We start from the raw sequence: 23,193 nt of genomic DNA, 5'->3' as shown, positions 1-23,193 counted from the left end.
GCTATTGTGGCAATAGCGGCGTAGGGTTCGCGATCACCGCAACTCCGACGGCATTCACCGGTGACTGAGGGCCCGCGCGCTCCCGCCGCATAGAAGCAGGAGCATTTCCTTGCGGCAATCTCGCATGGCCGAATGGATGGTGCCACCCGTCATCGTCCCGCTGTTACTTGTTGTTGTCGTGATCGCGGTGGCTGTGTTCCATGCCTAAAGCGCTTTCCAGCGAAACGGGTACCGGTTCGCCCAAGGAAAACGCGCCAAAACAACGAGGTCGCGCCGGCGCGAGGCGGATGCAACTGAAATACCTGGTCGGCGGCGACCACGAAGGGTCTCGCAAAAATCTCGGCCGCGTCACGGCGGCGGCCGCGCTAAGGAAGGCCAGGGAGCTTCTGCAACAAGGCTACATGGACGTTAGGATCTGCACTCCACGCGGGCAGGTCCTGTTGCCAGACGAATTCAGTCGTCTCGAAAAACAGGAGAAGACCGGCATGGCCAACAAGGGCGAGCGGCGGGGTAACCGGGAAATCAAGAAACCCAAGAAGGAAAAAATCAAGGTCATTGCCGCGGCACCCAGCCAGAAAGCGGCGACCTGGCAGCCGAGCTTCGCGCCAGACAGGAAGAAATAGCTCCGGTCGGTCTGTCAACGATCGGCTCCCGAACGTGATTGCACAGGCGACCGCAGCGTTTGCGCGGTCCTGCGGATTCCGATCCTTTGCTGGAACTGGAGAAGGGGCGGGGCCCTCACTGTTTGCCGTGGGTAGCCGCGCAAGGCGGGCAATCCGGCGTACTGATGGAACCTTGGAGGCGCGTCCGAATCCACCTGCCGGCCGGTCGCGGGACCGTTAGAGAGCCGGAGCAAAGGGCGACGCCAGGTCCGACGCCAGGTCGGTCAAGGTCAGGAGGAAGGGCGGGTCTTGCGGCCGCGCTTGGTGGCATTGGCCTCTCGCGCCAGGCGCTCCGACTTCAGCCGCTCGCGATTGTCGTGAAAGGCTCTTTGGAGTTTTTCATATTCGGTCGTTTCCGGCTGAGTTGACTTGAATGCCCTGTTGGCTTCGAGCACAACGCGGCTCGCTGGTATTCGCTGGGACATTTGGCTCTCCATTTGAATAGCGGTGCCCCTCGTTTTTTTCAGGCTGACTGTCGCGATGACTTGCGCGCCCGTGGCACGGAACCGCAAGCGAGCGAGACAGTGACGTCGACGTTATCTCTTCCCAGGCCGTTCCTTCACCACACACTCACGGCGTTGAGGAGGTCTGCCGTATGAAGAGGCTTCTCGATGAAGCGAGCCCGTAACGGAAGGTCCTCGCGCGCCGGACGTCGCTTCCCCGACATGACCACAATCTCGACGGGCGGCCAGCGGCTCCGCACCGCCTCAGCAAGCATAAGACCGTCCATGGAACCGGGCATGTCGATGTCGGTTAAGACCACATCAATCGTGCCGTCAGCGAGCACCGTGATCGCACTGTCCGCATCGCATACCGAAATGACCTCGTATCCTGCCTCGTGCAGCTGAAGTTCGATATCCATGAGAACGAGCGGCTCGTCTTCGACGAGGAGTATTCTCAACTGCTCTCTCCGGGCGAAAAGGGTTTAACATGTTTAAAGTGCTGTCGGCGGCATAAGTTCCTGAGCGATCATCAAAATGCTGCCGCCCGAAATATCAGACATCATCATTACCAACGAGCTCGCCGAGCGCAGCTCCGCCACTCCGGACTATCTCCGCGAGAAGCTGGCCTTTCGCGATCTCGCCCATGACATGGCCAACAATCCGAACGAGGTGCTGCCTCGCCTCGTCCGGCTCGCGATGGAGGCCACCGGGGCGGATTCCGCCGGAATTTCCATTCTCGAACATCGCGACAGGCAGTTTCGCTGGTTCGCTCTTCACGGATCGCTTTCCGCTTTTGAAGGCATGAGAACGCCGTTCGATTTCAGCCCGTGCGGCATCACGCTTGCGAACAACGAGCCGGTGCTGATGAAGCACCCGGAGGCCGTCTATGACTGGATTCGCGATGCCGGCATCTCGGTTCCAGAAGTGCTTCTCGTGCCTCTTCGGCTCAGGGAGCCGGACGAAACCGGAGCTGTCGGCACGCTCTGGGTTGTCGCGTCCAAAAGCCAACACTTCTCACAGGAACATGCGCGGGTATTGACCGAACTGGCAGCTTTCTCCGCCGTCGCCCTGCGCATGGTCCAGTCGGAGGAAAGGCTGCAAGCCGCCTTGACCGAGCAGGAGCAGCTGACGAGGGAGATGGCGCACCGGATCAAGAACCTGCTTGCGATCACGGGCGGCATGCTGCGCCTGACCGCCCGAACCTCGAATACCAAGGAAGATCTGGTGAACAAGCTTTCGGGCCGGCTGCACGCGCTTTCAGAAGCCAACCAGCTCGTAAGAAGGGCATTTGCGGATGGCCAGTTCCCGAGTGTCGGTCTTCGTGAGGTCATGGAAATCGTGCTTCGCCCATACGAACGGGCCTCCATGGACGGACCACATGTCAGCCTTGGAGATCACGCGACAAACAGCATGGCGCTGATCTTCCACGAGCTCGCAACGAACGCTGCCAAGTATGGCGCATTTGGCAGGGAGGAAGGGAGGGTCGAACTCAGCTGGTCCGTCGACGGTGAGAGCCTCTCCATCGAATGGAAGGAACTCGGCGGCCCCGTCGTCGGAAAACCCTCCAGCAAGGGGTTCGGAACATCGCTGGTCGAGTCCACGATCAGCAGGCATGGCGGACACATGGTCTGCCACTGGCTTCCAGAAGGATTGGTGGTCTCGATGAATTTTCCGATGGCCAACCTTGCAAGGTGATCTTCGAGTGGTTCGTCGACGACGGTTTTGATCATCCGACGCGTGCCCCGCGGTCGCCATCCCAGCGCAGGCGGGAGCGCAACGTCTCTCGGCCACCGACGCCGGTGGAACCGCTGCCTGCTCCCAGGTTTCGGCTGGTTCAAGCTGAAGGGGCGCACGCCCTGGTGGAGGGCGGATCTATCGTCCGGGGGGCGAAACGCACCTTGCATCCGCGAAATAAGTGTATAGCTTTCCATCTTCGATTGGCCTTGGGCCTTGTAGATCGGTCGTAAAGACCCTTTTCCAAAGACATCGTCGGATTGAACAGAACAAAGTCGCGCTTTTTTGCGCGGTGCGAGCGCGCACGCTTTTGGCTCGGGCTTGTATCAACCGATCGGAGCAAACGACATTGCAAGTACTTGTCCGCGATAACAACATCGACCAGGCGCTCCGCGTGCTGAAGAAGAAGATGCAGCGCGAGGGCGTCTTCAGGGAAATGAAGCGGCGACGCTCCTACGAAAAGCCATCGGAAAAAAGGACCCGCGAAAAATCCGAGGCTGTGCGTCGAGCCCGCAAACTTGCGCGGAAGCAGGCCATACGCGAAGGACTGATCCCGGCGCCGCCGAAGCGAGAGCTTCCGGCGCGCAAGCGAGCCTTGCCCGCGACCACCGGCGTGCCAACAGTCTAGACGCGATTCATAGGATATTGTGACTTCGGCCTTCCGGCGCTCGATAGCGGCGGGGCTTCATCGAGATGGAGCGTCCGTGGCGCCGTGCTGACGCGGGGGCGATGGCGCGTCACTGGTCGTCGGGGGTCGGAGGCTGGCCGCTCTCTTCCATGCACTGGATCAGATAGGTGGTGGAGTCACGCCGCAGGATCTGCGCGTCCCTCGCCTTGCGTCGGCAGGCAGTCAGGGCCTTCAGCCGCTCGCGCCGCTTGATCGATTGCAGCGGCGCCTGGCTGATCCGCTGCACGGTCACCGGGCCGTCGTCGGCCTGGAACTGCAGCTCGTATTTCCTGCCGTTCTGGTCGGTGGCGAGGCAGGCGATGCTGGTGATCTGCTTCCTCTCGATGTCGCCGACCTGCTTGCAGGTGCCGTTCGACGGCTCGACCAGCGGGGCGCGCAGCCCGTTGACCTTGGGCCGGTCCTTTGAATTAAGCAGCATCTGGTCGACCGAAAGCTCGTAGCGGTCGCCGTCGCGGCGTGCCTTGTCGCCCGAGAATGAAACGATATGCGCGCCGTCGGTGGGATCGTCGATCGCGATGGTGAAATAGGCGCGGCCGCCCTGGCCGTGAAAATACTTCACGGCGCGACAGCCGAGCGGCTGCCCCGCGATGGTGAGTATCGGGCACTTGCCGGACAGGCCGACGATCAGGTCGATGTCGAAATTCTCTTCATCGTCGCCGGCAAGGACGATTGGCCGCACCGGCAAGGGGCGGTGGACCTCCGCGGCCTGCGGTACCACCGTGCCGGCATCGGCTGCCATGAACGACGATGCCGCAAGGAAAAGAGTGGTCGCGGCAAGGGTGGACTTGCGAGGGCGCATCGGCAATTCGTACCGTCCTTAGGTCGACTTGTCGAGCGGCGGCGGCTCTGGTTTCCTCGCAAAACGTGGAGGCCCGACGCGGCTGGCCGGCTGCCGGAAAACGAGGCAACCCGGCGAGGCCGGGCCTTTCGCCAGCCTTCGACGGCAACATGGGGAGGAACTTGAAAATGAAAATCGGTCTCGGCGGGCTTTGCGTCGCCGCAACGCTCGCGCTCGGTGCCATGCCAGCGCAAGCCGACATCAAGGTCGGGATCATCGTCTCGGCCTCGGGGCCGGGCTCCGCGCTCGGGCAACCGCAGATCCGCACGGTCGCGGCGCTGCCGAAGGAGATGGGCGGGGAGAAGGTGGTCTACATCACGCTCGACGACGAGTCCGATCCCACCAAGGGCACCCAGAATGCGCGGCGGCTGGTGATCCAGGAAGGCGTCGACATCCTGATCGGCTCGTCGCTGACGCCGGTCACCATGCCGATCCTGGACGTCGCGCTGGAATCGAAGACGCCGGTGATCTCGCTCGCGGCCGCAACCGCGATCGTGCAGCCGATGGACGACAAGCGGCACTGGGCCTTCAAGGTCGTGCCCAATGACGACCTGATGGCCTCCGCGATGCTGAAATACATCGCGAAGTCGGGCGTCAAGACGCTCGGCTATATCGGGGTCTCCGACGGCTATGGCGAAGGCTACTACAAGGAGGTCAGCAAGCTCGCGCCGACGCTCGGGCTTGTCGTGACCACGCACGAGGTCTATGCGCGCGCCGACACCAGCGTGACCGGCCAGGCGCTCAAGGTGATCGCGACCAGTCCCGATGCGGTGTTCGTCGCGTCAGCCGGCACGCCCGCCGTGCTGCCGCAGCAGGCGCTGCGCGAGAAGGGTTTTACCGGCAAGATCTTCCAGACCCATGGCGTTGCCACCGAGGAATTCATCAAGCTCGGCGGCAAGGATGTCGAGGGCGCGGTGTTCGCCGGCGAGGCCTTCACCATCGCTCCCGACCTGCCGCAGAACGATCCGTTCCGCCGCGCGACCGAGGAATTCATCTCGGCCTATGAAAGCGCCAACGGCACGAAGCCGAATATTTTCGGCGCGCATCTGTGGGACGCGATCGCGCTCCTGAAGAAGGCGGTGCCCGGCGCGCTGAAGACGGCAAAACCCGGCACGCCGGAATTCCGCGCCGCCTTGCGCGACGAGCTCGAGCGCGGCAAGGACGTCTATCTCAACAACGGCCTTTCCAACATGAGCGCGACCGACCACAACGGCTATGACGAGCGCACCGCGTTCCTGATCAAGGTCGAGGGCGGGAAGTTCAGGCTGATGAAGTAGCCGCTGCCAATCCGTGCACGATCGGGCGGCCGCCGGCGATCACGCCGGCGGCTTTTTTCGAGCCTATCTGCGGCCTTCGCGGGTCGTCGCCCGGAACAGAAGCTCGACGATCGCGAGCGCCAGCACGAGCGAGAGAAACGTCAGCATCACGCGGGTCGTCGTGACCAGCGGCTCGGCCTTGGGCGCAGCCGCCGGTGCGGGATCGGCCGGCTCCGGACCCCGCGCCAGCAGGGCCAGCGGCACGGTCTGGGCGATATCCACCCAGCGGTCGAGCCAGTTCGCGCGCGAAAGCGGCGGGTCGTCCGCATCGACGACCGGGGGCGCTGGCGACGCTGGCAGCACCGGGGGCCCGAACACCGCCTCGGCCGGCAGCATCTCCGACATCGCCTCGCGCCACCTGGGCGCGGGCGGTTTGGCCTCCTCGGTGTCGCGCTGGGCCTCACGATGCTCCTTCGGCCTGACGCGGCGGACGAGATCGTGCCGGGGCGGCGTCGCGTCCCAGCAATGGCCCGATCCATGCCAGTAGAGATGGGATGTGGCAAATTGCGCGCGCGCCTCCGCCTGCGTCATGCAGGACTTCGACGCATGCGACGGATTTGCCACCACCACGATCGCTACGACGATGACAGCGGCTCGCATGGAGCCGCTCACGACTGCGAGATGCATGGAGTTACTCCGTCTGAACTCCCGCGGCGGCCGCCGCCCTTCCCGCGCTTCGACTCAACTTCTACCGAGTCTAAAATTGAAGAAGTGCAAATTGTGGCTGGTTTTAAAGGACAGCGCGGTTGCCGCATTAACCATCGTGCGCGAACGTGGCACGCGCGCGCTATCAGGCCGGCGACAATAAGGCGGCTTTCGGGCGGAGCGCTCGAAAACGCTCTAGGGCGGGTTGGCGAGCGCGTCCCCCGGCTGCGAGCCTCAAGCCAGAGACAGCGGTCCGTGGTCGTCGCAATGGTCGTCGTGTGGGTGATGCAGACGGCCGTTGACCAGATAGTCGACGTGATCGCCGTGAGGGACTGGCTGGTGGCCGCAGCCCGGCCCGTGCGTATGACCGCTGCAAACATTGTCCGGCGTGCAGCGCACGGGGTTCGTTGCGTCGACCGCTATCGCGTGCTCATCGACGTGATCCCCGTGCATGTGGTGCAGATGGCCGTCATGCAGGTAGTCGATGTGGCCCTGATGATGAACCGCCGTGTGGCCGCATCCCGGACCGTGCTGATGGGCGTGATTGGCATGGTGCTTTTCGGTGCAAATCGCCATGATTTCACCTCGCTCGCTGATCGCGGGTCCCCACGCCGGTCACAACATGCCGCACTGGCGTTAGTTCCGCCAGCACGCCGGGGTATGGGTTGCGTGTGATATTGCAAGGTGCCCGGCCGCAACCGGCGCGGGCGTCCTGCATCTCTGATCCGTTCTACGGATTGCGATGGCGAAGCTGCTGCTTCGCGCGCCATTTCGGGCCCGGACCGCGCATATAGTAGAGCTCGGGCCGATAGGGATTGACCACGTTTACAACCAGATCCTGGTAGCGCGCGACGACCGCGCGCACGCGCTGGAGAAGCTCAATCGTAGCGAACGGGATGCGCGACATGATGAATCTCAGTGCAGCTTGCCGAGGAGTGAAGCGAACGAAACGACGAAGAGCTCCTCGCCGCGTTCGTCGGTGGCGTGCAGGATCCAGTCGCGCCAGTCTTCGGTTGACGGCGTCATGATCAGCGCACGAACGAAGCGGTGCGCCTGCGCGTGCGCCTCGGCGAGATCGTCCACCGCCGAGCCGCAGCGATCGATCATGACGTGTTCGGCATCGGAGCAGTGGAAATAGATTTCGGTCATGGTCCGCTTTCCTGAGGAATCGCCCCACTCGGAGGTGAGGGATAGCAGCGGGAGGGGAAGCGGAGAATCCGGATCATCCCGCATCGGGAAACTACGGGAATCCCTGAGGATTCGAATCAAATCGAGGTGATGACCGGATGTGCGGGCGCGCAGCGTGCGGTCATCAGGCGGAAGGGCCAATGAGCCCGCGCCAACGATGCGAGGCCGCAGCGTCACCGGCCGAACGACAGCGGATGGCGAAAGACGTCGCGCTCAGGCGCTCTTCTGCTCCGAGCCGGCGAACAGCGGAAACGCGGCGCTGCGCTTGGCGAGGATTTTGCGGAAGTCGGTGGCGAGCTCGCCATAGTACTGCGCGAGCACGGTGTAGAATTCCCGCTGCGGTCCCTCGGGCGCCTTGCGCGCCCACTCCTCGCACTGGACGACCTTGGCCTCGTACTTCTCAACCTTGGTCTGAAGCTCGGTGTCCATCGCACGCCCTCCGCAATACAACCACAGGCAGCGTGACGCGCGGCGGGTGCGAAAAGATGGCGGGCAGAAGGAAAGATTGTAGCGAAGCGAATGCCTGTGGGTTCCGCCCGACAGCCGTTGTCGCCGCGCAACAGCCGGTTCCGGGGCAGGTGGCCGGCCTGCTCACCCCGGAAGATGGCAACCGAGCGCATGCTTGAGCCTCTGCGCGATGGCGGCGGCATCGTGCTCGGCGACATTGGTGAAGCCGACCAGCAGGCCCTGGCCGCAATCATGCCGGATCGCGCGTGGCGAAAGCGGCTCGGCGGCGAGCCCTTCGGCCTGCGCGCGCCGGGCAAGCCGCGCGTCGGAGGTGCGGCTCGCCAGGCGCAGCAGAAGGTGCATCCCGCCCGGCTGCATCGCGATGGTCATGGATTCGCCGAAGCTGGCATGGAACGCGTCGACGAGGGCGGCGCGCCTGACGGCATAGAGCTTGCGCATGCGCTTCAGATGCCGCGCGAAATGCCCTTCGGTCATGAAAGCCCCTACCGCGCGCTGGCCGAAGGCGCTCTGCCCCGATGTGTGCCAGGTGTTGGCCTCGACGAAGCGCGGCAGCAGGCGATCGGGCAGCACCAGATAGCCGAGCCGCAGGCCGGGAAACAGCGTCTTGCTGAACGATCCCGCGTAGATCACGCGCTGCTCGCGGTCGAGGCTCTTCAGCGCCGGCAGCGGGCGGCCGACAAAGCGGAATTCGCTGTCATAATCGTCCTCGATCACATAGGCGTCGGCCTCGTTGGCCCAGCGCAGCAGCGCGAGGCGGCGCGGCAGCGACAGCGCGACCCCGAGCGGGCTTTGGTGCGAGGGCGTCACCACCGCCAGCCGCCCGCGCGGCGCCCGCTTGAGGCCGTCGGCGACGCGCATGCCTCCGGCATCGACGGCGACCGGCGCGAGGCGCGCGCCCGCCATTTCCAGCGCGGCGCGGACCGGCGGGAAGCACGGGTCCTCGATCCAGACGCGATCGTTCGGCCGAAGCAGGACGCGCAGCGCAAGATCGAGGCCGCCCTGGAACCCGGTCGTCATCACCACCTGCCGCCATTCGCAGGCGATGCCGCGCGAGGCGACCAGATAGGCGGCGACCGCCTGGCGCAGCGGCGCGAAGCCGGCCGGGTCCGGATACATCATCTGCGCCGCGGAGAGCCGCCGCGCCTCGCGCGCGACGACATGCGCCCAGCGCTTGCGCGGGAAGGCATCGAGCGCGGGCAGTCCCATCTGCAAGGGCCTGGGCGCGGCATGTTCGGGCGATGGCGCCGCAGCCGGGAGCCGGCGCCTGGACGGACCGGCGGCCGCCACATCGGGGAGCCCCGGCGCGACGATCGTCCCGGAAGGCCCGCGGCTGATGACATAGCCTTCGCCCGCGAGCACCGCATAGGCGGCATCGACCGTGCCGCGCGCTGTCGAAAGCTCGGCTGCGAGATCGCGCACCGAGGGCAGGCGGTCGCCCGGCCGGAGCTGGCCTTTCGCGATCGCCTGTCGGAACCGCTGGTAGATCTGCCGATAGAGCGGATCGGACCGGCTGCGGGCGGGATCCCCGGCGATTTTCGGGTGTGTTCGCGGGCGGGCCATGGCCCGGTCATTTTGTCTTATCTTGGCTCTTCAGGCTAGGCCATGCGCGTGCTTCGATCCGCATCCGGATTGCATCGATGCGGAGACATCCCATGACGGACAAGAACCTGGCCAGACGCGAATTCAGCCTTGCTTCGCTTGCCGCGCTGGTCGCGGCCTTCGCCGCCGCGCGCGGCACGGAGGCGGCCGCGCAGGACGCGGCAAAGAACGCAAAGCAGTCGTCGAGGCGCGAGGTGATCAGGCAGAAGCTGCCCGGGGATCCCGCGCGCGAGATTTCGCTGCTCGAGGTCACCTATCCGCCGGGGACGGGATCGCCGGCGCATGCCCATGCCAATGGCGTGATGGCGTTCGTGCTGTCGGGCGCGATCGCATCCCAGGTCGGCGACGGCCCCGAGCGGACCTATCGGGCGGGCGAGGCGTGGTGGGAGCCGGTCGGCGCCATCCACCGCGTCTCGCGCAACGCGAGCGCAACCGAGCCCGCGACATTGCTTGCGATCTACATCGCGCCGGAAGGCGCCAGCGCGGCCGATCTGATGAAGGTACTGTGAGGGACGGCCCTACTAGCGCGGGCTGCGTACGGGCGGCGCGGCTCAAGGAGAGCCCGCCCATTTGCGGGCGGGCCAAGGTAAGGGAGAAGGCCCAAGCCTAGCGCGATTCGCGGGAACGCCATGTGATGCGATTCACACACCGCGAGGGAACTCATGGGGCTGCCGCCGCGCCTCAGCCAGCCGTGGCCGCGGGCAGGCAGTCCATCAAGCGCCCCACGCGCCCTCAACGCTGGCGTCCACGCGGGCCGATGCCCTGGCCGCCGCCTTGGCCGCATCGGCTTGCGATGCTTTCTCGGCGCGCCGCTCGTAGTCGTCGGCCAGCGCCTTGAGCTGAGCCGCAATCGCCCGGTCGGTCATGGTCTGGGCGGCGCGGAGCAGGGTCCGGGCTGTCTGCAAATATTCCTTGCCTCGCTGTGAGATATCGAACGTCATGAGGTCCTCGCGCGGTTCCTTGCCAGCGGATCGAAAGCGGTCGGGAAGAAGGGTAGCCAGTTGCGGTCGCTTTCCCGGCGCGCTCTGAAGCGATCGACGCACTTCCTGGAGCAAAGCTGGGTCCGCCACGCGTAGTGCCGGACGAGGCCAAACCGGCCATCACAGACGGCGCATCGTGCGGCTTTGCCATGTCTGAGACTTTCGAAACGGTCGGGCATTGTCTCCTCCTGGCGTTATCGCGACGGGTCTTTCCCTTTTCCACTGTCGGACTTGATGAAGGTGATGTGCCTTTGTCCGATGCATGAAACCTAGGACGATCAGCATCAACGGCTCAATTGAACGCAGGTAAAGTTCGGGCATCCAAAGGGTTCAAGGACCTATACCGAGGTATGGCGCCTCGAGCGGCGCAGGTGCGCAAAGGCGCAAAAGAAAGCGGCCCCCGACGGACACGCCGTCGGGGGCCACGGATAGACCGTTTCGGATCGCGAGCGATCAGTCGCGATCGCGCTCGCGCTCACGCTCGCAGCGGCCGAACTGATCGTCGTCGCGGGAGCGGAACGCGATGTCCGAGTTGGCGCAGCCGAAGAAGCCCTGCAGCCCGGGCTGGCCGGCATAGCCGAGATGATCGAGGTGGAAAATATCCTCGACCGTCTTGAGCATCGAATAGTGGTTGTAGGGGACGTTGGACACCGTTCCTCCCTTCAGGAACGGTGAGACCAGCACCGCGCCGGTTCGATCGCCGCCAAAGCTCTGGAAGTTGAAGATCACGTTCGGGAACGGCTCGGTGCTCTGCGGAAACGGCGCGAGGTTCGGTCCGGGCTGCTGGCCGCAGCAGGTCTCGCCGGCGGCGGTGAGCACGAGGTTGCCCTTGCCGTCCGGCGCCGCATCGAGGCTCGCCTCGTCGAAGGTGATGATCAGGAGTCCATCCTCCTTGAAGGCGGGCGAGTTCAGGATCATCGGCACGGTCTTCTGCAGGAAGGCGTCGGCGCCGGCGAGGCCGCCGGTCTCGCCGTTCTTGCACTTGGCGTCGTGGCCGTCATGGCAGAGATTGGGCGTGATGAACGCGAAATGCGGGGTGGTCGACTCATAGGCCAGGTCCTGTGCCAGGCGGTTGAAGTTGACCACGTGGTTGGCGCAGGCGCCGCTGTCGATCAGCGAGTGGAAGTAGACGAACGGATTGTGACGCGCGGCGTACTGATCCTGCGGCTCGGCGGCCTGGGTGTCATCCGCCTGGTTGAGCGCAACCTTGCCGTTGGCCAGCGGCTGCCCGCAGCTTCGCTGCTCGCGCGCCGGATCATTGCCCATGTCCTCCATGTAGCCGCGCCAGCTCTTGCCGGTCGCCGTGAGCTGATCGGCCAGCGTCTTGATGGACGCGGGATAGACGCAGCCGGTGCCAACAGCCTGGCCGTCCGGCGTGATGCCGGTGAGCGCGAAATCCTGATAGACGCCGCAATCGTTGCGGGTCTGCGGCGTCGCCGCCTGCCCCGAGATCATCGCGACGTAATTGTCGAGGCTGACATGGCCGGTGCCGAAATAGTTCTTCAGGAGCACGCCCTGGCTCGGCAGCGTCTTCGACAGGAAGGGCGCGGGCGAGTTGGCGCCGAAGGTGATGTCGAAGCCTTCGTTCTCGAGCACGATGACGAAGACATGGCCGATCCGGCCGTCGCGATCGTGATCGCGGTCGCGCGCCGTGGCCTGCGATGCGGCCGTCAGCGTCCCTATCAGCATGGCCGCAGCAAGCGGCCGCTTGATCAAGTCGAACATGGATGCTCCCCAAATTGGATGACGATCAATCTCGCGCGGGCTCGCGAAGCGGACCAGCGCCGGGGTCTCCTGCTAGTGAGCGTTTGTTACAGGTGCGCGACGGATGCGCGAAGCGGACGCGGGGAGTTGGATTTTAAAAAGTCGTGGGCGGAGGGAATAAAGCGGCGCGGCGCGTGATCGGCGAGGGCTCGCCATCTTGCTCGTCACCGCCACGCGCTGATGTAGCCAATCCTAACCGCGCCAAAAGCGATCGAGAATCGAGGCCCTTGCCCAGTTGACAAGACCCCACCAAAGGCTTCGCCTGATTTTCGAGTTCGAAGTCTCGACGTGATCGATATCGGGACTGTCAATGAATATTTCTCGAGCCTTCAAGAACTCCCAGACGAGCGGACTTCGCTTCCGAAATACGTTCTGAACCTCGTATTGCAAATATCCGGATACGACCTCGGGTGGCCGGGCAAATACTTCCGGCAATTTCGATGACAGGTGATCATCGTGGAGAATTTTCCAGCGCGAGTTGCCGCCCATGACCGGCGATCGCAAGCTGAACACGACCCTTCCGATCCTGGTTTCACGAATGGCGTAGCAGCACATCGCGCAGGGCTCTATGGTCGAATAGAGCGTGCAATCATCGAGGCTCATGGAGCCGAGCTTCTTCTGCGCTAAAGCAATTGCAACCATTTCGGCGTGTCGCGTGGCATCTCCTTCAGCCCTGACCAGATTGAGCGCTTCGCAAATGAACTCGCCCCGCCGCGAGATGACGGACGCAAACGGGTACTCTCCGTTTTGTCCAGCGGATTTGGCGAGAGCAATACAGCGACGCATCATGATCGCATCGGACGCTTGCGGATCACGCATGCTCTCGGCCTCCGCTTTCACGGCACGGCAGCTATCCTGACGAGGACTGCGGGATTTGCCCTGCCAAAAATGATGACCCCCCGATATCTATAATTCAATCGACGTTACAAATTGGTTTCGTTGACTTCAGGAAACGTGACACCACGCGAGAGCCGCTTTTGCGATTTGGCATCAGGAAATTGGTCCAAGCGCCCCGGATGCGCTATGCACTTTCGGCAACTTACCACATTCCAGATCGACCTCACGGCCGGCGGATCAGCCGGATACCGCCCGCATAACGGCTACATGCGGATCATGACGACGCCGAGAATGAGGAAGGCGGCGCCGGCAAGCCGGATCAGGCTTGCGGGTTGGACGGGAATGCCGAGCAGGCCGAAATGGTCGAAGGCGAGCGAGCAGAGCATTTGCCCCGCGACGAGGAGGGCGATGAAGGTTGCCGCGCCGAGTTTCGGAATCAGCAGAATGGCGAGCGCGATGAAGATCGCGCCGAACGCCCCGCCGCAACGGCGCGCAACAGGACAGTCCCGGATGCCGGCCGCCGATCGCTGCCGCTAGCGATATCCAACAACGCATAACGGGGCATTTTCATCCATCTGCGCCAATGTCCGCGCGCATACGAACGGCCGCGGATCGGTTCGAACCGTTCAATTTGACGGGAGCCCCGCGACGATCCCGATCGCGAGCCGACGCGATCGGGTATGGAAAGGGACCCCGTCGCAAAGGGGAATTGAGCAGGAGGAAAAGAGCCATGACCAGGACGGTCGAGATCAAGCGGAGCGGAGCAACCGCAAAGGACGATCCCAATTGCTTCAATCGCCTGCACTGGGCGTTGCCGCCGGTCGCGAGCGCAAGCCCGGGCGACTACATCGTCTACGAGACCCGCGACGCCTTTGACGATCAGTTCGGCTCCGCGGCGACGGCGGCCGATGTCGCGCGGGCCGATCTCTCCCGCGTTCACCCGATGACCGGGCCGGTGCTCATCGAGGGCGCCAAGCGTGGCGACGCGCTGGCGGTCACCATCGTCGACATCGCGCCGGACGATCATGGCTACACCGCGATCGCGCCGGGATTCGGCTTCCTGCGCGACGTGATCACGGGGCCATTCGTCGTCAATTGGAAGCTCGACCGTTTGGCCGCGGTTTCCGACCAGTTGCCCAATATCCGCGTCCCGATGTGCGCGTTTCCCGGATCGATCGGCGTGCTCCCCGGCAAGCCCGAGGTCGCCGAAGCGCTCGATCGCGAGGGGGCGCTCGCCGCGGCCGGCGGCTTCGTGCTGATGCCGGACCCCAAGGGGGCCGTGCCGGCGGCCTTGTTCGGCGAAGGGGCTCCCTGGGCCGCCGAAGGGCTGCGCACCATTCCGCCGCGCGAAAACGGCGGCAACATGGATGTGAAGGCGATGCAGGTCGGGACGACCATCATGTTTCCGGTGCTGGTCGACGGCGCCGGGCTGTGGACCGGCGACATCCATTTCGCGCAGGGCGACGGAGAGGTGTGCGGCACCGCGATCGAGATGGCGGCGCGCGTCACGCTGAGATGCGAGGTGGTCAAGGGCGCAGGCTCCTCGATCCGGTTTCCGCATGTCATTGGCGGCGGTCAGCTCAGGAACGTCGAACCAAGCCGGTTCCATGCGGTGATCGGCCTGCCGGTCAAGGACGCAGGCTGGGTGCCGCAGCATTTGGCCTATCTCGACAGTCCCAAGGTCGCAGCGCTGCGAAACCTGTCGGAAGATCTCACGCTGGCGACGCGCGATGCGCTGCTCAGGATCATCGACTGGATGGTCGCAAACAAGGGGCTGACGCGCGAACAGGCCTATGCCGTCGCCGCAGTCGCCGTGGATCTCAGGATCGGACAGCTTGTCGACGTACCGAACTGCATCGTCTCGGCCGTGCTTCCGCTCGACATTTTCGTCGATTGATCGCGGCCGAAAGATCGCGCCAGCATGGATCAGGGTTGAATTGAACCCCAAGACTACATGCGGATCATGACGACGCCGAGAATGAGGAAGGCGGCGCCGGCAAGCCGGATCAGGCTTGCCGGCTGGACGGGAATGCCGAGCAGGCCGAAATGGTCGAAGGCGAGCGAGCAGAGCATTTGCCCGGCGACGAGGAGGGCGATGAAGGTTGCCGCGCCGAGTTTCGGGATCAGGAGAATGGCGAGCGCGATGAAGATCGCGCCGAACGCCCCGCCGCTCCACGCCCACCACGGAATGCGCGCAACGACAGTCGCCGAGGGCAGGGGGTCGCGCAGGGCAAGCGCGAATGCCGCCATGCAGATCATCCCGACCAGATAGCTCATGAAGCCCGACCATGCGGCCGAGTTCAGCGCGTTGCGCAGGTTCGCGTTCAGCGCCTGCTGGACGACGAGGCTGACGCCGGCGGAAATGGCAAGGAGGCTTGGGAGAGCGAGCTTGAGCATCTGGCATTCCTGAGGAAGAGCGGTGGGGACGGTGGAGGAAGGGATCAGGCGTGTGAGCTGTGGACGGCGACAGCGTCGAACCTGTGCCTCGGATGAACGAGGAGTTCGCCGCTTTCGACGATGCGCATTTCCTCACTGCCGCGCGCCGCGGTGCGCTCCAGCACGGCGAAGACAGCGGACGTGGCGTGGGCAAGCGCATCCGCCGTTTCCTTGCCCCGCACGCTGGCCGATACGTAGAGCGCGGCGAAGAGATCGCCGGTCCCGTTCGGGCTGATCGGCAGTTTTGGCGCGCGTACGCGAAAGGCCCGCGATCGCTCGACGGCAATGGTGTCGATCTGGCCATCCGGCGTGTCAGTGAGCTCGGCGGAGGTGATGACGACGGTCGATGGACCGCGCGCGATCAGCGCTTGCGCCTGCTCGATCACGCGGTCGATCGCCGTGGCCCTCGCCCCGCACAGAAATTCGAATTCGAAATGATTGGGGGTGATGATATCGGCAAGCGGGCACAGCCGGTCGCGCACGAGCGGCGGAATGTCTGGTTGCACGAACAGGCCGCGGTCGCGATCCCCGAGCACGGGATCGCAGGCATAGCGCAGGGCGGGATTGCGAGCTTTGGCGCGTGTCACGAAGTCGGCAACCACCGCGGCGATGTCGGGGGAGCCGAGATAGCCCGAAAGGATCATGCTGGAGGTCTCGACCGCGCCGCGTTCCTCGACCCCGCGCAGGAGATCGGCGACCAGTTGCGCCTCGAGCACCCGGCCGCGCAGGGTCGGATAGCCCGGCCGGTTGCTCAGAAGCGTCGTGGGGACCGCGATGACGTCGATGCCGTGCATCTGCATGGGAAAGACGGCCGCGCTGTTGCCGACATGGCCGTAGGCGACCTGCGACTGGATGGAAATGACGGTCATGCTCTGCGCTAAAAGAGCTCGGGTTCCAGCCTCATGGCTTAACACATTGGTTATTTGTTTGCGGTCATTTTCACGCTCCTATTCAACAGGGAGGCACCATGTCCGACATCACCATCCCCGGCGCGCGGATTCGCTCGTTCATCGAGCGGATCGAGAACCTGGACAACGAATTGGCCGAGCTGAACGAGCAGAAGAAGGAGGTGTTTGCGGAGGCCAAGGGCGAGGGACTGGACGTGAAGATCCTCAAAGAGATCATCAAGCTGCGGAAGCAGGACAAGGAAGAGCGCGACGAACGCGAGACGCTGCTCGATCTCTACATGCGGGCGATCGAAGCGCCGCCGCCGGAGAAGGTCGCCAAGGCGGCGTGAGCCGATCAAGGAAGGGTCAGGGCAGCGGCGAACATCGCGCGATGGCGACGTGTTCGCCGCTGATAATGTTTCCGGGGGCGCTCAATAACCGATCAGCGCCAGGCCGACCCAGCTTACGGCAAACATCGAGCATGCAATCGCCAGGACCGAAGCAAGCGCCGCAATGGCTTTAAATGGAGGCATGAAAAAACATCCTTCTCAAATGATCGGCGACGTTGCCGCCCGAAAATCTCCCAATGACGACCGCGGGCGCCGGCCGCGAACAAAAAATCGGGCTGTGACGGGGGCGCCACAGAACTGTGGGGAAAACTCCGCAAAATGTTGCAACCATGGCCGCGGCTGGGCAAGCATTCGCCATGTTCGTGGCGAGACGCGTGCTGCAAGAGTTCCCGGCGAGTATGGTTGCGGTGACCCCTTTTCTGGTCGTCGCGCTGTGGCTCGCCTTTCGCCCGTCCGTCGTTGCCCAGGATTTTGAGGAATGTGCGGCGCTGGCCGAAAGCGCTATGCCCGGCGCCGAGCAGGCTGCGCGGATGACGGATTGCGCCGCGCGTTTTGCCGGCCGCCGCAAGGCGGGCGGGGGCTACAGCTATTACGACGTGTTGCAGGATCGCAGCTTCGATATTGCCGGGCCCAATCCGACGGTGGAGGAACGCAACCGCATCGATATGGAGTATATGCGCTTCCTCGATGCGCAGCGGCGCGAGGACGCCTCGATCGCATCGGAGAGGCGGGACGCCGCCATGCTGCTTGCCGCGGCGCCTGAGGCAGCGGAAGTGCCGCTGCCCATCAGCCTGCGCCGCCCAGTGGCGGCGCGCGCGAAATCAAAATCCTGCACCATCCAGAGCTCGCTGTCGTGCAGCTGGACGAAACTGACGTCGGTGGTCCGCAACGCCTTTGCGTCAAGCCCGAAGGCGGGAGCGACGGCGGGTTCGCACTAGAGCGTTTTCGAGCGAAGCGGGTAGCGGTTCGCGTCAAGAAAACGCATCAAAACAAGAATCTAGAGTATCGGTTCTGATTCCATCAGAACCGATGCTCTAGCGGGCGGCGCTGTGGCCGCGACGCTCTAGGCCCCCCTGCGGTCCTGTTTGCCAATCACGCAGCGCCATGCCGCAAGGCGCTCGGCCGGATGCTGCTTCATCCAGTCGGCAAGCTGCGGCGCGCCCATCAGGCACGACCGCATTGAGACGTTAGCGAAGTCCGAGGTGGTTACGGTCTGCTCGTGGCAATTGGCCGGAGAGGCGAGACTGCACAGCACGGCGATGATCTGGATCACGACCGGCGAACCCCGTCACCGCGATAGATATTCGCGCCGCCGATCGCATGACCAACCAGTCCCTTGTCCTGCTGCTCTTTGACAGGCCCAGTCGACGGAAAAATACTGTCGTAGATCGCGCGCGCCTGCCGAATTAGGCGGGCTCGCTCGAGTTCCGACTTCGGGACAAATCGAATGACCTCGCCCATTTTTGCTCCGGACTTCAACGAGAGGATAAGCCGACCATAAGATGACAATCATCATTTCATGCGTCCCTGCCCATTTGGGACGCCTGCGCCGCCGTTGAAGCCGGCGGGCAGTAACAAAGGAATAAAAAGCTCGTGAGCAAAAATCGGGCCAGTCGTCGGGAAGGCGGCCGTGCAGCGAGCGAATGTGGGGGGCGCTAACGTGCGCTAGCGGGCGGCGCCGGCGAGCGCTCCACCGAGCGTGCCCTGCGTCGGCGGCCTGGACGCCGGGGGAGTCGATTCCATGAAGCGGACCCGGGCGCTCCAGCGCGCCTCGAACGTATCGACACCTTCCTGTGCCAAGGCCTGGGCGTTGAGCAGATTGCCGGGCTTCCTTGCGAAAGCGCTTGCGGCTTCCTCACGCGGAGCCGGTGGCGCAGGCGTCTCCTCCGGCCACTCCAGCAGTGATTTGGAGAGGTTCGGCTTGCCTTCGTACCAGCATTTGCGGCCGTCGATCAGACGGTAGGACCACCAGCGCCCGTGCGGATCGGATGGCATCGCGGCGCTGCATTGCTGTTTCGCCTGCGCCGTCGCCAGGTCAATCGATGAGAGCATGGCAAGGCAGGCGCCCAGGGCGACCGGCTGAAACAATCTCGTCATTCGAACACTCCAGAGCCGCTTGGCGCAATCAATGATCATCAAGACGGGCCACTCAGGACTTCCGACAACCTCTTGACATCAGCCTATCGGTCTGACGCAAAGGCGCTTTTCCGAACAGCATTTGCCAACAGGTGCCGATCCGTGAACGGCTCGCGCAGCTAGGCAAGCGGCCAATCAAGCCTCTTTTTGGAGTTATCCAATCAATTTTTGTGTCGAGAATGAAATGGATGGTGCCGCGGCGGAGGGATGCGCCGTGCGGTCGCGTCGATCCAGCTCGTGGAAACGGGGTCACCCAAACAGCGCGATATAGATCACGTAGAGCCAGCCCAGGATGCCATGGATGATCGCCCAGAGGATCGAGTGGTTGTTGGTATAGGAGATCGCGATGGCGAGCGCCGAGCCGAAGCCCACGCCGTATTTCGCGCCCTCGACCCGGACCCCGTAGTATCGATTTCCGTTCATGACGATCCTTCCAGTACTGAATCCGCCGGGCAGACTTGGTCAGACGTAGGATGGGCGGAGCGCAGCGATACCCATCCGCGTTCACCGGATCGAACGATGGGTGTCGCTCCGCTCAACCCATCCTACGCGTTGCGGCACCGGGCATAGTTCGTCTCCCGCGGCGCACGTCTGTGATCCAGTTTGCACTTTTCCAAAATCTCATCCACGACGCTTTCAAGCGGCGCAGTGGCGTCGATTACGACGTCACCTTTCGGGATATCTTCTTTCGTTGCATGCAATCGTACAACCAGATCCTGTTCGACCGGTCTTCCGCCAAACTCATCATCGGGTCTGCTGGCAAGCCGCCGTTTCAAAGTGTCGAGATCGACGTCAAGAACGAAAACCCCATCAAGCAAATCAATGAAGCGGACGAAATTTCTAGAGCCGCCGCAGAAGAAGGAGATTGCGTTGCTGTGATCAGCGATCACGGACTTGACTTTGTCTATGTCCCAAAGGTGATGCTCCTGCTGCCAGACGACCTTGTCCATCTCGCTCTCGTGGGCAGGTTCATCCACCGGTTCCCCCGTCTTTGGATCGCCCTGATAGGCCAACTCCCGGTCACCGTGGAGGACGTGGTAACCGCGCCGCTGCAGTTCTTCAGCCACCGTGGTTTTGCCGGTGCCAGACACGCCTTCGATCAAATAGTTTCTGATGCCCATCCTGTTACTCTTCGGCGCCACACGCGGTGCCAGCTTCGAGTTCTCGATCGTTAGCGGCTCAACCCGGGAGTAGGGCCGTGGGTCCTGCATCCTACTTTGCTCGATCGGGAGACCTACTTGTAGGGGACGCACTTTGCCTGCCGCTGCGGGCGACTTCAGGTGGAGCGGTAGCCTACCGTCGCAATGCTCCGTCGGCACGGGAAGAGCTACCGTATCGATCTTAGTGCGGCTCGAGCCCGAGAAGCGTGCAGTTGATGACCGGCGGCCCGACTTTCTCTTTGGTTGCAAGTATGATAGCCATCAACCCGTTCATGCGGGCTGGAGGGGTATATGGCGAAGAGTGGCAAGGAGCGCATCATTCCGCCGTCTAAGAAGACGGATTCTCAGGCCGGCAAGGCCTTGAGGAAGGGCAGCGGCATCGGCGGCCGGGTACTGGCCGACGCCGCGGCAGCCAAAAAACAGGGCGTGAAGCGACCAGGGGGTAAGTAGTTTCCTTCGCATAGCGGGTTCGTACGGGGCTCCGAATAGTCTTTGAGCTCAGTTTCCTTAGGGAATGCCCGCGTAAGCCGGCAGGCCCGCGAAGTCGTGGACGGTGAGGTACGATGGCGGATGCACCGAAAGTGGAGACGAACAAGAAATGGGCTTCGCTTCGACAGATCCGCGCCGCGATCGGACACTTCGAGCTGAAACAGTACGAATGCGCGATGACGCTCGCCGGCGCAGGTGAAAGCATTTTGCCGGAAAATCCCCTGATGCATCTGTTCAACGTGTTGAAGGGCAAGTTCAGCGGGAAGGAGCTCAACCTTTTCCGCAATTGGCTGAAGCATGCCACGGGGCCCGACAAGATGACGATCGACGAACTCGAGGTCGTGGTCGCCATTTCGCGGGCTATACAGAAGTTCGTCGCGACGTACGAAGAGATCCACCCCGACTTTCAGAAGTTCAGTGATTGGGCAATCCAGGCCGGCTACATCAAGACGCCGCTGATACAGAAAAAGGCGTGAACGCTGGGCGCCGTCTCCGGCGGTCCATGATGAAGGGGCGCGGATGACTGCCGAGCAATTTATGGGTCTTCTTGCCGAAGCATATGCGGGTCTAGCGGCTCGCTCCACCGACGGAACTTGTTGATGCAATGGAGGCGCGGGGCTCAATGTCGAACGCCAAACAGCATTCGTATGAGGAACTACGCGACGTCGTCGTGGACGTCCTTCACCAGCGCATTTCGGGCAACAACCAGTACATGACGCTAGTCGAGCACACCGCGCGGGCAATCAATGCGCGAGAAGGATCGAATGCCAACCTCGGTACGGGCTTCGCCTATCAGGGCGCGTCGGCGGGGCTCCATCCAAGGGATCGGGACACTATCCTCGAAATCTTTTGGGATCTGTTCCGACAGGGCGTTGTCACGCTCGGTCTGGACGACAACAACCCGCAATGGCCGTGGTTTCGTCTCAGCCGCTTCGGGGAGTCGGAGGACGCGCGGCAACCGTTCAGATTTCACGACACCGGTTCGTACATCGCCATGATCTCCAAAGCCGTTCCGGATCTCCTACCGGCGGCGAAGATGTATCTCGAAGAGGCGGTCGCTGCGTTCTATTCGGGATGCTTCCTCGCCGCGACGGTGATGCTTGGGGTGGCCGCCGAGGCGGAATTTCTTCGCCTCATCGACGTGGCGAACGCGAACGGCACTATCGGCAAGTCATTCGATCAGGCGAAGAAGGAACGCTTCATCCGCGCGAAGATAGAGGCGTTCCGTAAGGGGCTTGCGCCCCACCTGAAGACGCTTTCAACCGCGGCAACGGAGGATATCGACATCAATCTCAACGCCGTCCAATCGATCATCCGGATCGCCCGCAACGAAGCCGGACATCCTTCCGGGGCGCGGCCGCCCTCGCGCGAGCAGATCTACGTCAACCTGCAGTTATTCGTGCCCTACGCCGACCAGGTCAGGCGACTGCGCAAGGAGCTGGCCTAGGTCGGATCACTCCAGAGGTGCCGGCACGAAGCGGTCTGCCGGGCTCGCGAGGAAGGCGGCGGCGATCTGCGCTCCATGTTCGTCGACCACGTTCCGGGCCGCCGGAACGAGCTCGTCCTTCGACCTGCGGTAGTCGTCGAGCATAATGGGTCTCGGGTTCGCGGGCGGGTCGATACGCCTTACCGCCGGCGGCCCGAGCAGCAAGCGCGCCTGGTTGGTTGCCGACAGCGACTGCAGGCGCATCGCGGCGAAGATCACGTCGTACCAGGTCAACTTTCCGCCGAGCGCTGACTGTAGCCGGGAGACGACGTACGGGTCGTCGCCGCAGCCGAGACTCAACACGTCGATCTGGTCCCGATCGACGTCGAAGCAGATCAAGGCCTCAATGACCGCCAGCATGACCGGGTTGTTGGCCCAGACGCCCCCGTCCACCAGCATGTAGCCGTTGTGCTCGAGAGGTCGGAAGTAGGTCGGCGCCGCGGCCGTCGCCAACGCTGTTTTGACCATTGGCTCCAGGCGGTCGAACTTGTAGTCGCGATGGTGAGGCGTCTTGAAGACGAACACCTCGCTGTGCTTGCCCTCGAACGCGGGTATGCATAATCGCAACTTGGAGTCGCCAAGGAGTTTGCTGCCGAGCGCATCAGTCAGAAGGGCCTCCAGCGGTTCGCGTTCGTAGTTGTACAGGACGTAGTTGCGCTTCCCTCTCCACCACGACCGGATGTGGCCCCAAGCGGCGTTCGACGGCTGCGGAAAGACCTCGGGGCCGCGCGTCAAGTAGAGGTCGGCCATCTCTGCCGCCGTCAGGCCGGCTCCGAGACCGAGGGCGAGTATGCCACCGGTGGAGGTGCCGGCGACCAGATCGAAATAGCCGGCGATAGAGCCGCCACCGAGATAACGCCGTTCGATCTCGGCGAGAACAGTTGCCGGGAACAGTCCCTTAATACCGCCCCCATCGAGAGATAGGATCCGAAAACGCCGGTCTTTCGGCCAATCCTGTGGAATTCGTCGTTGCGGAATTGCTCCCTTCGAGCGCGGGTCTCCGGGTCTGAAGTCTCGGGCGGGTTCGGGCATTCGTTGCGTCTCCTCGGCGGGTGCCGGCCGGCCCCTAGGAATTCGCCGGAAATCT

Annotated in this window: 31 protein-coding genes and 1 pseudogene; 12 read left to right on the top strand and 20 right to left on the bottom strand. The window is 63.4% G+C overall.

The features are described from left to right. Positions 1–200: 200 nt before the first annotated feature. Entirely contained in the window at positions 201–623 is a 423-nt protein-coding gene (locus tag QOU61_RS20600) for a hypothetical protein (RefSeq protein WP_289653035.1), read from the top strand. A gap of 269 nt (positions 624–892) precedes the next feature. On the opposite strand, the gene QOU61_RS20595 is transcribed toward QOU61_RS20600, so the two are convergent. Continuing rightward, a complete protein-coding gene (locus QOU61_RS20595; RefSeq protein WP_502876799.1) occupies positions 893–1,057 on the bottom strand; it encodes a hypothetical protein in 165 nt (54 codons plus the stop codon). Positions 1,058–1,221: 164 nt separating this feature from the next. Further along, the gene (locus QOU61_RS20590) at positions 1,222–1,563 is read right to left on the bottom strand and encodes a response regulator (RefSeq protein WP_289653033.1); all 342 of its coding nucleotides are present in this window, start codon (positions 1,561–1,563) and stop codon (positions 1,222–1,224) included. 76 nt (positions 1,564–1,639) lie between these two features. Here QOU61_RS20590 and QOU61_RS20585 point away from each other — a divergent pair, with 76 nt between their 5' ends. Continuing rightward, positions 1,640–2,800 (top strand): sensor histidine kinase, encoded by a 1,161-nt coding sequence (locus QOU61_RS20585; protein ID WP_289653032.1) that lies wholly within the window; start codon positions 1,640–1,642, stop codon positions 2,798–2,800. A gap of 388 nt (positions 2,801–3,188) precedes the next feature. After that, positions 3,189–3,467 carry a 30S ribosomal protein S21 gene (gene rpsU / locus QOU61_RS20580; protein ID WP_289661626.1) on the top strand — a complete coding sequence of 93 codons (279 nt, stop codon included), beginning with the start codon at positions 3,189–3,191 and terminating at the stop codon, positions 3,465–3,467. A gap of 109 nt (positions 3,468–3,576) precedes the next feature. On the opposite strand, the gene QOU61_RS20575 is transcribed toward rpsU, so the two are convergent. Beyond that, a complete protein-coding gene (locus QOU61_RS20575) occupies positions 3,577–4,326 on the bottom strand; it encodes a hypothetical protein (RefSeq protein ID WP_289653031.1) in 750 nt (249 codons plus the stop codon). A gap of 167 nt (positions 4,327–4,493) precedes the next feature. On the opposite strand from QOU61_RS20575, the gene QOU61_RS20570 reads away from it, so the two are divergent. Then, a complete protein-coding gene (locus QOU61_RS20570; protein WP_289653030.1) occupies positions 4,494–5,642 on the top strand; it encodes an ABC transporter substrate-binding protein in 1,149 nt (382 codons plus the stop codon). Between the two features lie 63 nt (positions 5,643–5,705). On the opposite strand, the gene QOU61_RS20565 is transcribed toward QOU61_RS20570, so the two are convergent. Then, complete coding sequence (locus tag QOU61_RS20565) at positions 5,706–6,308, bottom strand: hypothetical protein (protein WP_289653029.1); 603 nt, start codon at positions 6,306–6,308, stop codon at positions 5,706–5,708. A gap of 273 nt (positions 6,309–6,581) precedes the next feature. Here QOU61_RS20565 and QOU61_RS20560 point away from each other — a divergent pair, with 273 nt between their 5' ends. After that, positions 6,582–7,001, top strand: coding sequence for a hypothetical protein (locus QOU61_RS20560; RefSeq protein ID WP_289653028.1), 420 nt, complete (start codon positions 6,582–6,584; stop codon positions 6,999–7,001). 55 nt (positions 7,002–7,056) lie between these two features. On the opposite strand, the gene QOU61_RS20555 is transcribed toward QOU61_RS20560, so the two are convergent. From QOU61_RS20555 to pdxR, 4 genes are all read right to left on the bottom strand, one after another. Beyond that, positions 7,057–7,233 (bottom strand): hypothetical protein, encoded by a 177-nt coding sequence (locus tag QOU61_RS20555; RefSeq protein WP_289662307.1) that lies wholly within the window; start codon positions 7,231–7,233, stop codon positions 7,057–7,059. 8 nt (positions 7,234–7,241) lie between these two features. Next, the gene (locus QOU61_RS20550; protein WP_289653027.1) at positions 7,242–7,475 is read right to left on the bottom strand and encodes a DUF6894 family protein; all 234 of its coding nucleotides are present in this window, start codon (positions 7,473–7,475) and stop codon (positions 7,242–7,244) included. Between the two features lie 252 nt (positions 7,476–7,727). Beyond that, positions 7,728–7,943 (bottom strand): hypothetical protein, encoded by a 216-nt coding sequence (locus QOU61_RS20545; protein ID WP_289653026.1) that lies wholly within the window; start codon positions 7,941–7,943, stop codon positions 7,728–7,730. 162 nt (positions 7,944–8,105) lie between these two features. Then, entirely contained in the window at positions 8,106–9,542 is a 1,437-nt protein-coding gene (pdxR, locus tag QOU61_RS20540; RefSeq protein ID WP_289653025.1) for a MocR-like pyridoxine biosynthesis transcription factor PdxR, read from the bottom strand. A 92-nt stretch (positions 9,543–9,634) separates the two neighbouring features. On the opposite strand from pdxR, the gene QOU61_RS20535 reads away from it, so the two are divergent. Beyond that, on the top strand, positions 9,635–10,090 hold the full coding sequence (locus QOU61_RS20535; protein ID WP_289653024.1) for a cupin domain-containing protein: 456 nt from the start codon (positions 9,635–9,637) through the stop codon (positions 10,088–10,090). 204 nt (positions 10,091–10,294) lie between these two features. Here the strand turns inward: QOU61_RS20535 and QOU61_RS20530 are convergent, their stop codons facing one another. From QOU61_RS20530 to QOU61_RS20515, 4 genes and pseudogenes are all read right to left on the bottom strand, one after another. After that, the gene (locus tag QOU61_RS20530) at positions 10,295–10,522 is read right to left on the bottom strand and encodes a hypothetical protein (protein ID WP_289653023.1); all 228 of its coding nucleotides are present in this window, start codon (positions 10,520–10,522) and stop codon (positions 10,295–10,297) included. A gap of 492 nt (positions 10,523–11,014) precedes the next feature. Beyond that, on the bottom strand, positions 11,015–12,286 hold the full coding sequence (locus QOU61_RS20525) for an alkaline phosphatase family protein (RefSeq protein ID WP_289653022.1): 1,272 nt from the start codon (positions 12,284–12,286) through the stop codon (positions 11,015–11,017). A gap of 231 nt (positions 12,287–12,517) precedes the next feature. After that, positions 12,518–13,144, bottom strand: coding sequence for a nucleoside deaminase (locus QOU61_RS20520; protein WP_289653021.1), 627 nt, complete (start codon positions 13,142–13,144; stop codon positions 12,518–12,520). Positions 13,145–13,425: 281 nt separating this feature from the next. Beyond that, positions 13,426–13,644: pseudogene (locus QOU61_RS20515) on the bottom strand (DMT family transporter); the annotation flags it as partial. A gap of 248 nt (positions 13,645–13,892) precedes the next feature. Here QOU61_RS20515 and QOU61_RS20510 point away from each other — a divergent pair. Continuing rightward, positions 13,893–15,059, top strand: coding sequence for an acetamidase/formamidase family protein (locus tag QOU61_RS20510; RefSeq protein ID WP_289653020.1), 1,167 nt, complete (start codon positions 13,893–13,895; stop codon positions 15,057–15,059). Positions 15,060–15,112: 53 nt separating this feature from the next. Here the strand turns inward: QOU61_RS20510 and QOU61_RS20505 are convergent, their stop codons facing one another. Together QOU61_RS20505 and pdxY are read right to left on the bottom strand one after the other, a co-directional pair. Further along, on the bottom strand, positions 15,113–15,559 hold the full coding sequence (locus QOU61_RS20505) for a DMT family transporter (RefSeq protein ID WP_289653019.1): 447 nt from the start codon (positions 15,557–15,559) through the stop codon (positions 15,113–15,115). A 44-nt stretch (positions 15,560–15,603) separates the two neighbouring features. Continuing rightward, the gene (pdxY, locus tag QOU61_RS20500; protein ID WP_289653018.1) at positions 15,604–16,467 is read right to left on the bottom strand and encodes a pyridoxal kinase PdxY; all 864 of its coding nucleotides are present in this window, start codon (positions 16,465–16,467) and stop codon (positions 15,604–15,606) included. A 98-nt stretch (positions 16,468–16,565) separates the two neighbouring features. On the opposite strand from pdxY, the gene QOU61_RS20495 reads away from it, so the two are divergent. Together QOU61_RS20495 and QOU61_RS20490 are read left to right on the top strand one after the other, a co-directional pair. Continuing rightward, positions 16,566–16,835, top strand: coding sequence for a DUF2312 domain-containing protein (locus QOU61_RS20495; RefSeq protein WP_289653017.1), 270 nt, complete (start codon positions 16,566–16,568; stop codon positions 16,833–16,835). A gap of 329 nt (positions 16,836–17,164) precedes the next feature. Continuing rightward, positions 17,165–17,773 (top strand): hypothetical protein, encoded by a 609-nt coding sequence (locus tag QOU61_RS20490; protein WP_289653016.1) that lies wholly within the window; start codon positions 17,165–17,167, stop codon positions 17,771–17,773. Positions 17,774–17,898: 125 nt separating this feature from the next. On the opposite strand, the gene QOU61_RS20485 is transcribed toward QOU61_RS20490, so the two are convergent. The 5 genes from QOU61_RS20485 to QOU61_RS20465 form a co-directional block, all read right to left on the bottom strand. Continuing rightward, positions 17,899–18,108, bottom strand: coding sequence for a hypothetical protein (locus QOU61_RS20485; RefSeq protein ID WP_289653015.1), 210 nt, complete (start codon positions 18,106–18,108; stop codon positions 17,899–17,901). After that, a complete protein-coding gene (locus tag QOU61_RS20480) occupies positions 18,105–18,296 on the bottom strand; it encodes a hypothetical protein (RefSeq protein WP_289653014.1) in 192 nt (63 codons plus the stop codon). The genes QOU61_RS20485 and QOU61_RS20480 overlap by 4 nt, the downstream gene beginning before the upstream one ends. A 204-nt stretch (positions 18,297–18,500) precedes the next feature. Then, positions 18,501–18,932: a hypothetical protein gene (locus QOU61_RS20475; protein ID WP_289653013.1), complete on the bottom strand. Its 432-nt coding sequence runs from the start codon at positions 18,930–18,932 to the stop codon at positions 18,501–18,503. A 288-nt stretch (positions 18,933–19,220) separates the two neighbouring features. Next, complete coding sequence (locus QOU61_RS20470) at positions 19,221–19,394, bottom strand: hypothetical protein (protein WP_212418718.1); 174 nt, start codon at positions 19,392–19,394, stop codon at positions 19,221–19,223. A gap of 122 nt (positions 19,395–19,516) precedes the next feature. Then, the gene (locus QOU61_RS20465) at positions 19,517–20,092 is read right to left on the bottom strand and encodes an ATP-binding protein (RefSeq protein ID WP_289653012.1); all 576 of its coding nucleotides are present in this window, start codon (positions 20,090–20,092) and stop codon (positions 19,517–19,519) included. Between the two features lie 330 nt (positions 20,093–20,422). Here QOU61_RS20465 and QOU61_RS20460 point away from each other — a divergent pair, with 330 nt between their 5' ends. The 3 genes from QOU61_RS20460 to QOU61_RS20450 all read left to right on the top strand — a co-directional run bounded on the left by QOU61_RS20460 (position 20,423) and on the right by QOU61_RS20450 (position 22,067). Then, positions 20,423–20,581, top strand: a complete 159-nt coding sequence (locus QOU61_RS20460) for a hypothetical protein (protein ID WP_289653011.1) — start codon at positions 20,423–20,425, stop codon at positions 20,579–20,581. A gap of 215 nt (positions 20,582–20,796) precedes the next feature. After that, on the top strand, positions 20,797–21,096 hold the full coding sequence (locus QOU61_RS20455) for a hypothetical protein (protein WP_289653010.1): 300 nt from the start codon (positions 20,797–20,799) through the stop codon (positions 21,094–21,096). Between the two features lie 146 nt (positions 21,097–21,242). Beyond that, the gene (locus QOU61_RS20450; RefSeq protein ID WP_289653009.1) at positions 21,243–22,067 is read left to right on the top strand and encodes a hypothetical protein; all 825 of its coding nucleotides are present in this window, start codon (positions 21,243–21,245) and stop codon (positions 22,065–22,067) included. 6 nt (positions 22,068–22,073) lie between these two features. Here QOU61_RS20450 and QOU61_RS20445 read toward each other — a convergent pair whose 3' ends face one another. After that, positions 22,074–23,138 (bottom strand): CBASS cGAMP-activated phospholipase, encoded by a 1,065-nt coding sequence (locus QOU61_RS20445; protein ID WP_289653008.1) that lies wholly within the window; start codon positions 23,136–23,138, stop codon positions 22,074–22,076. Between the last annotated feature and the right edge of the window lie 55 nt (positions 23,139–23,193).

The organism is Bradyrhizobium sp. NP1 (assembly GCF_030378205.1).
GTDB lineage: Bacteria > Pseudomonadota > Alphaproteobacteria > Rhizobiales > Xanthobacteraceae > Bradyrhizobium.
This window is presented reverse-complemented; position numbering and strand designations above follow the sequence as displayed.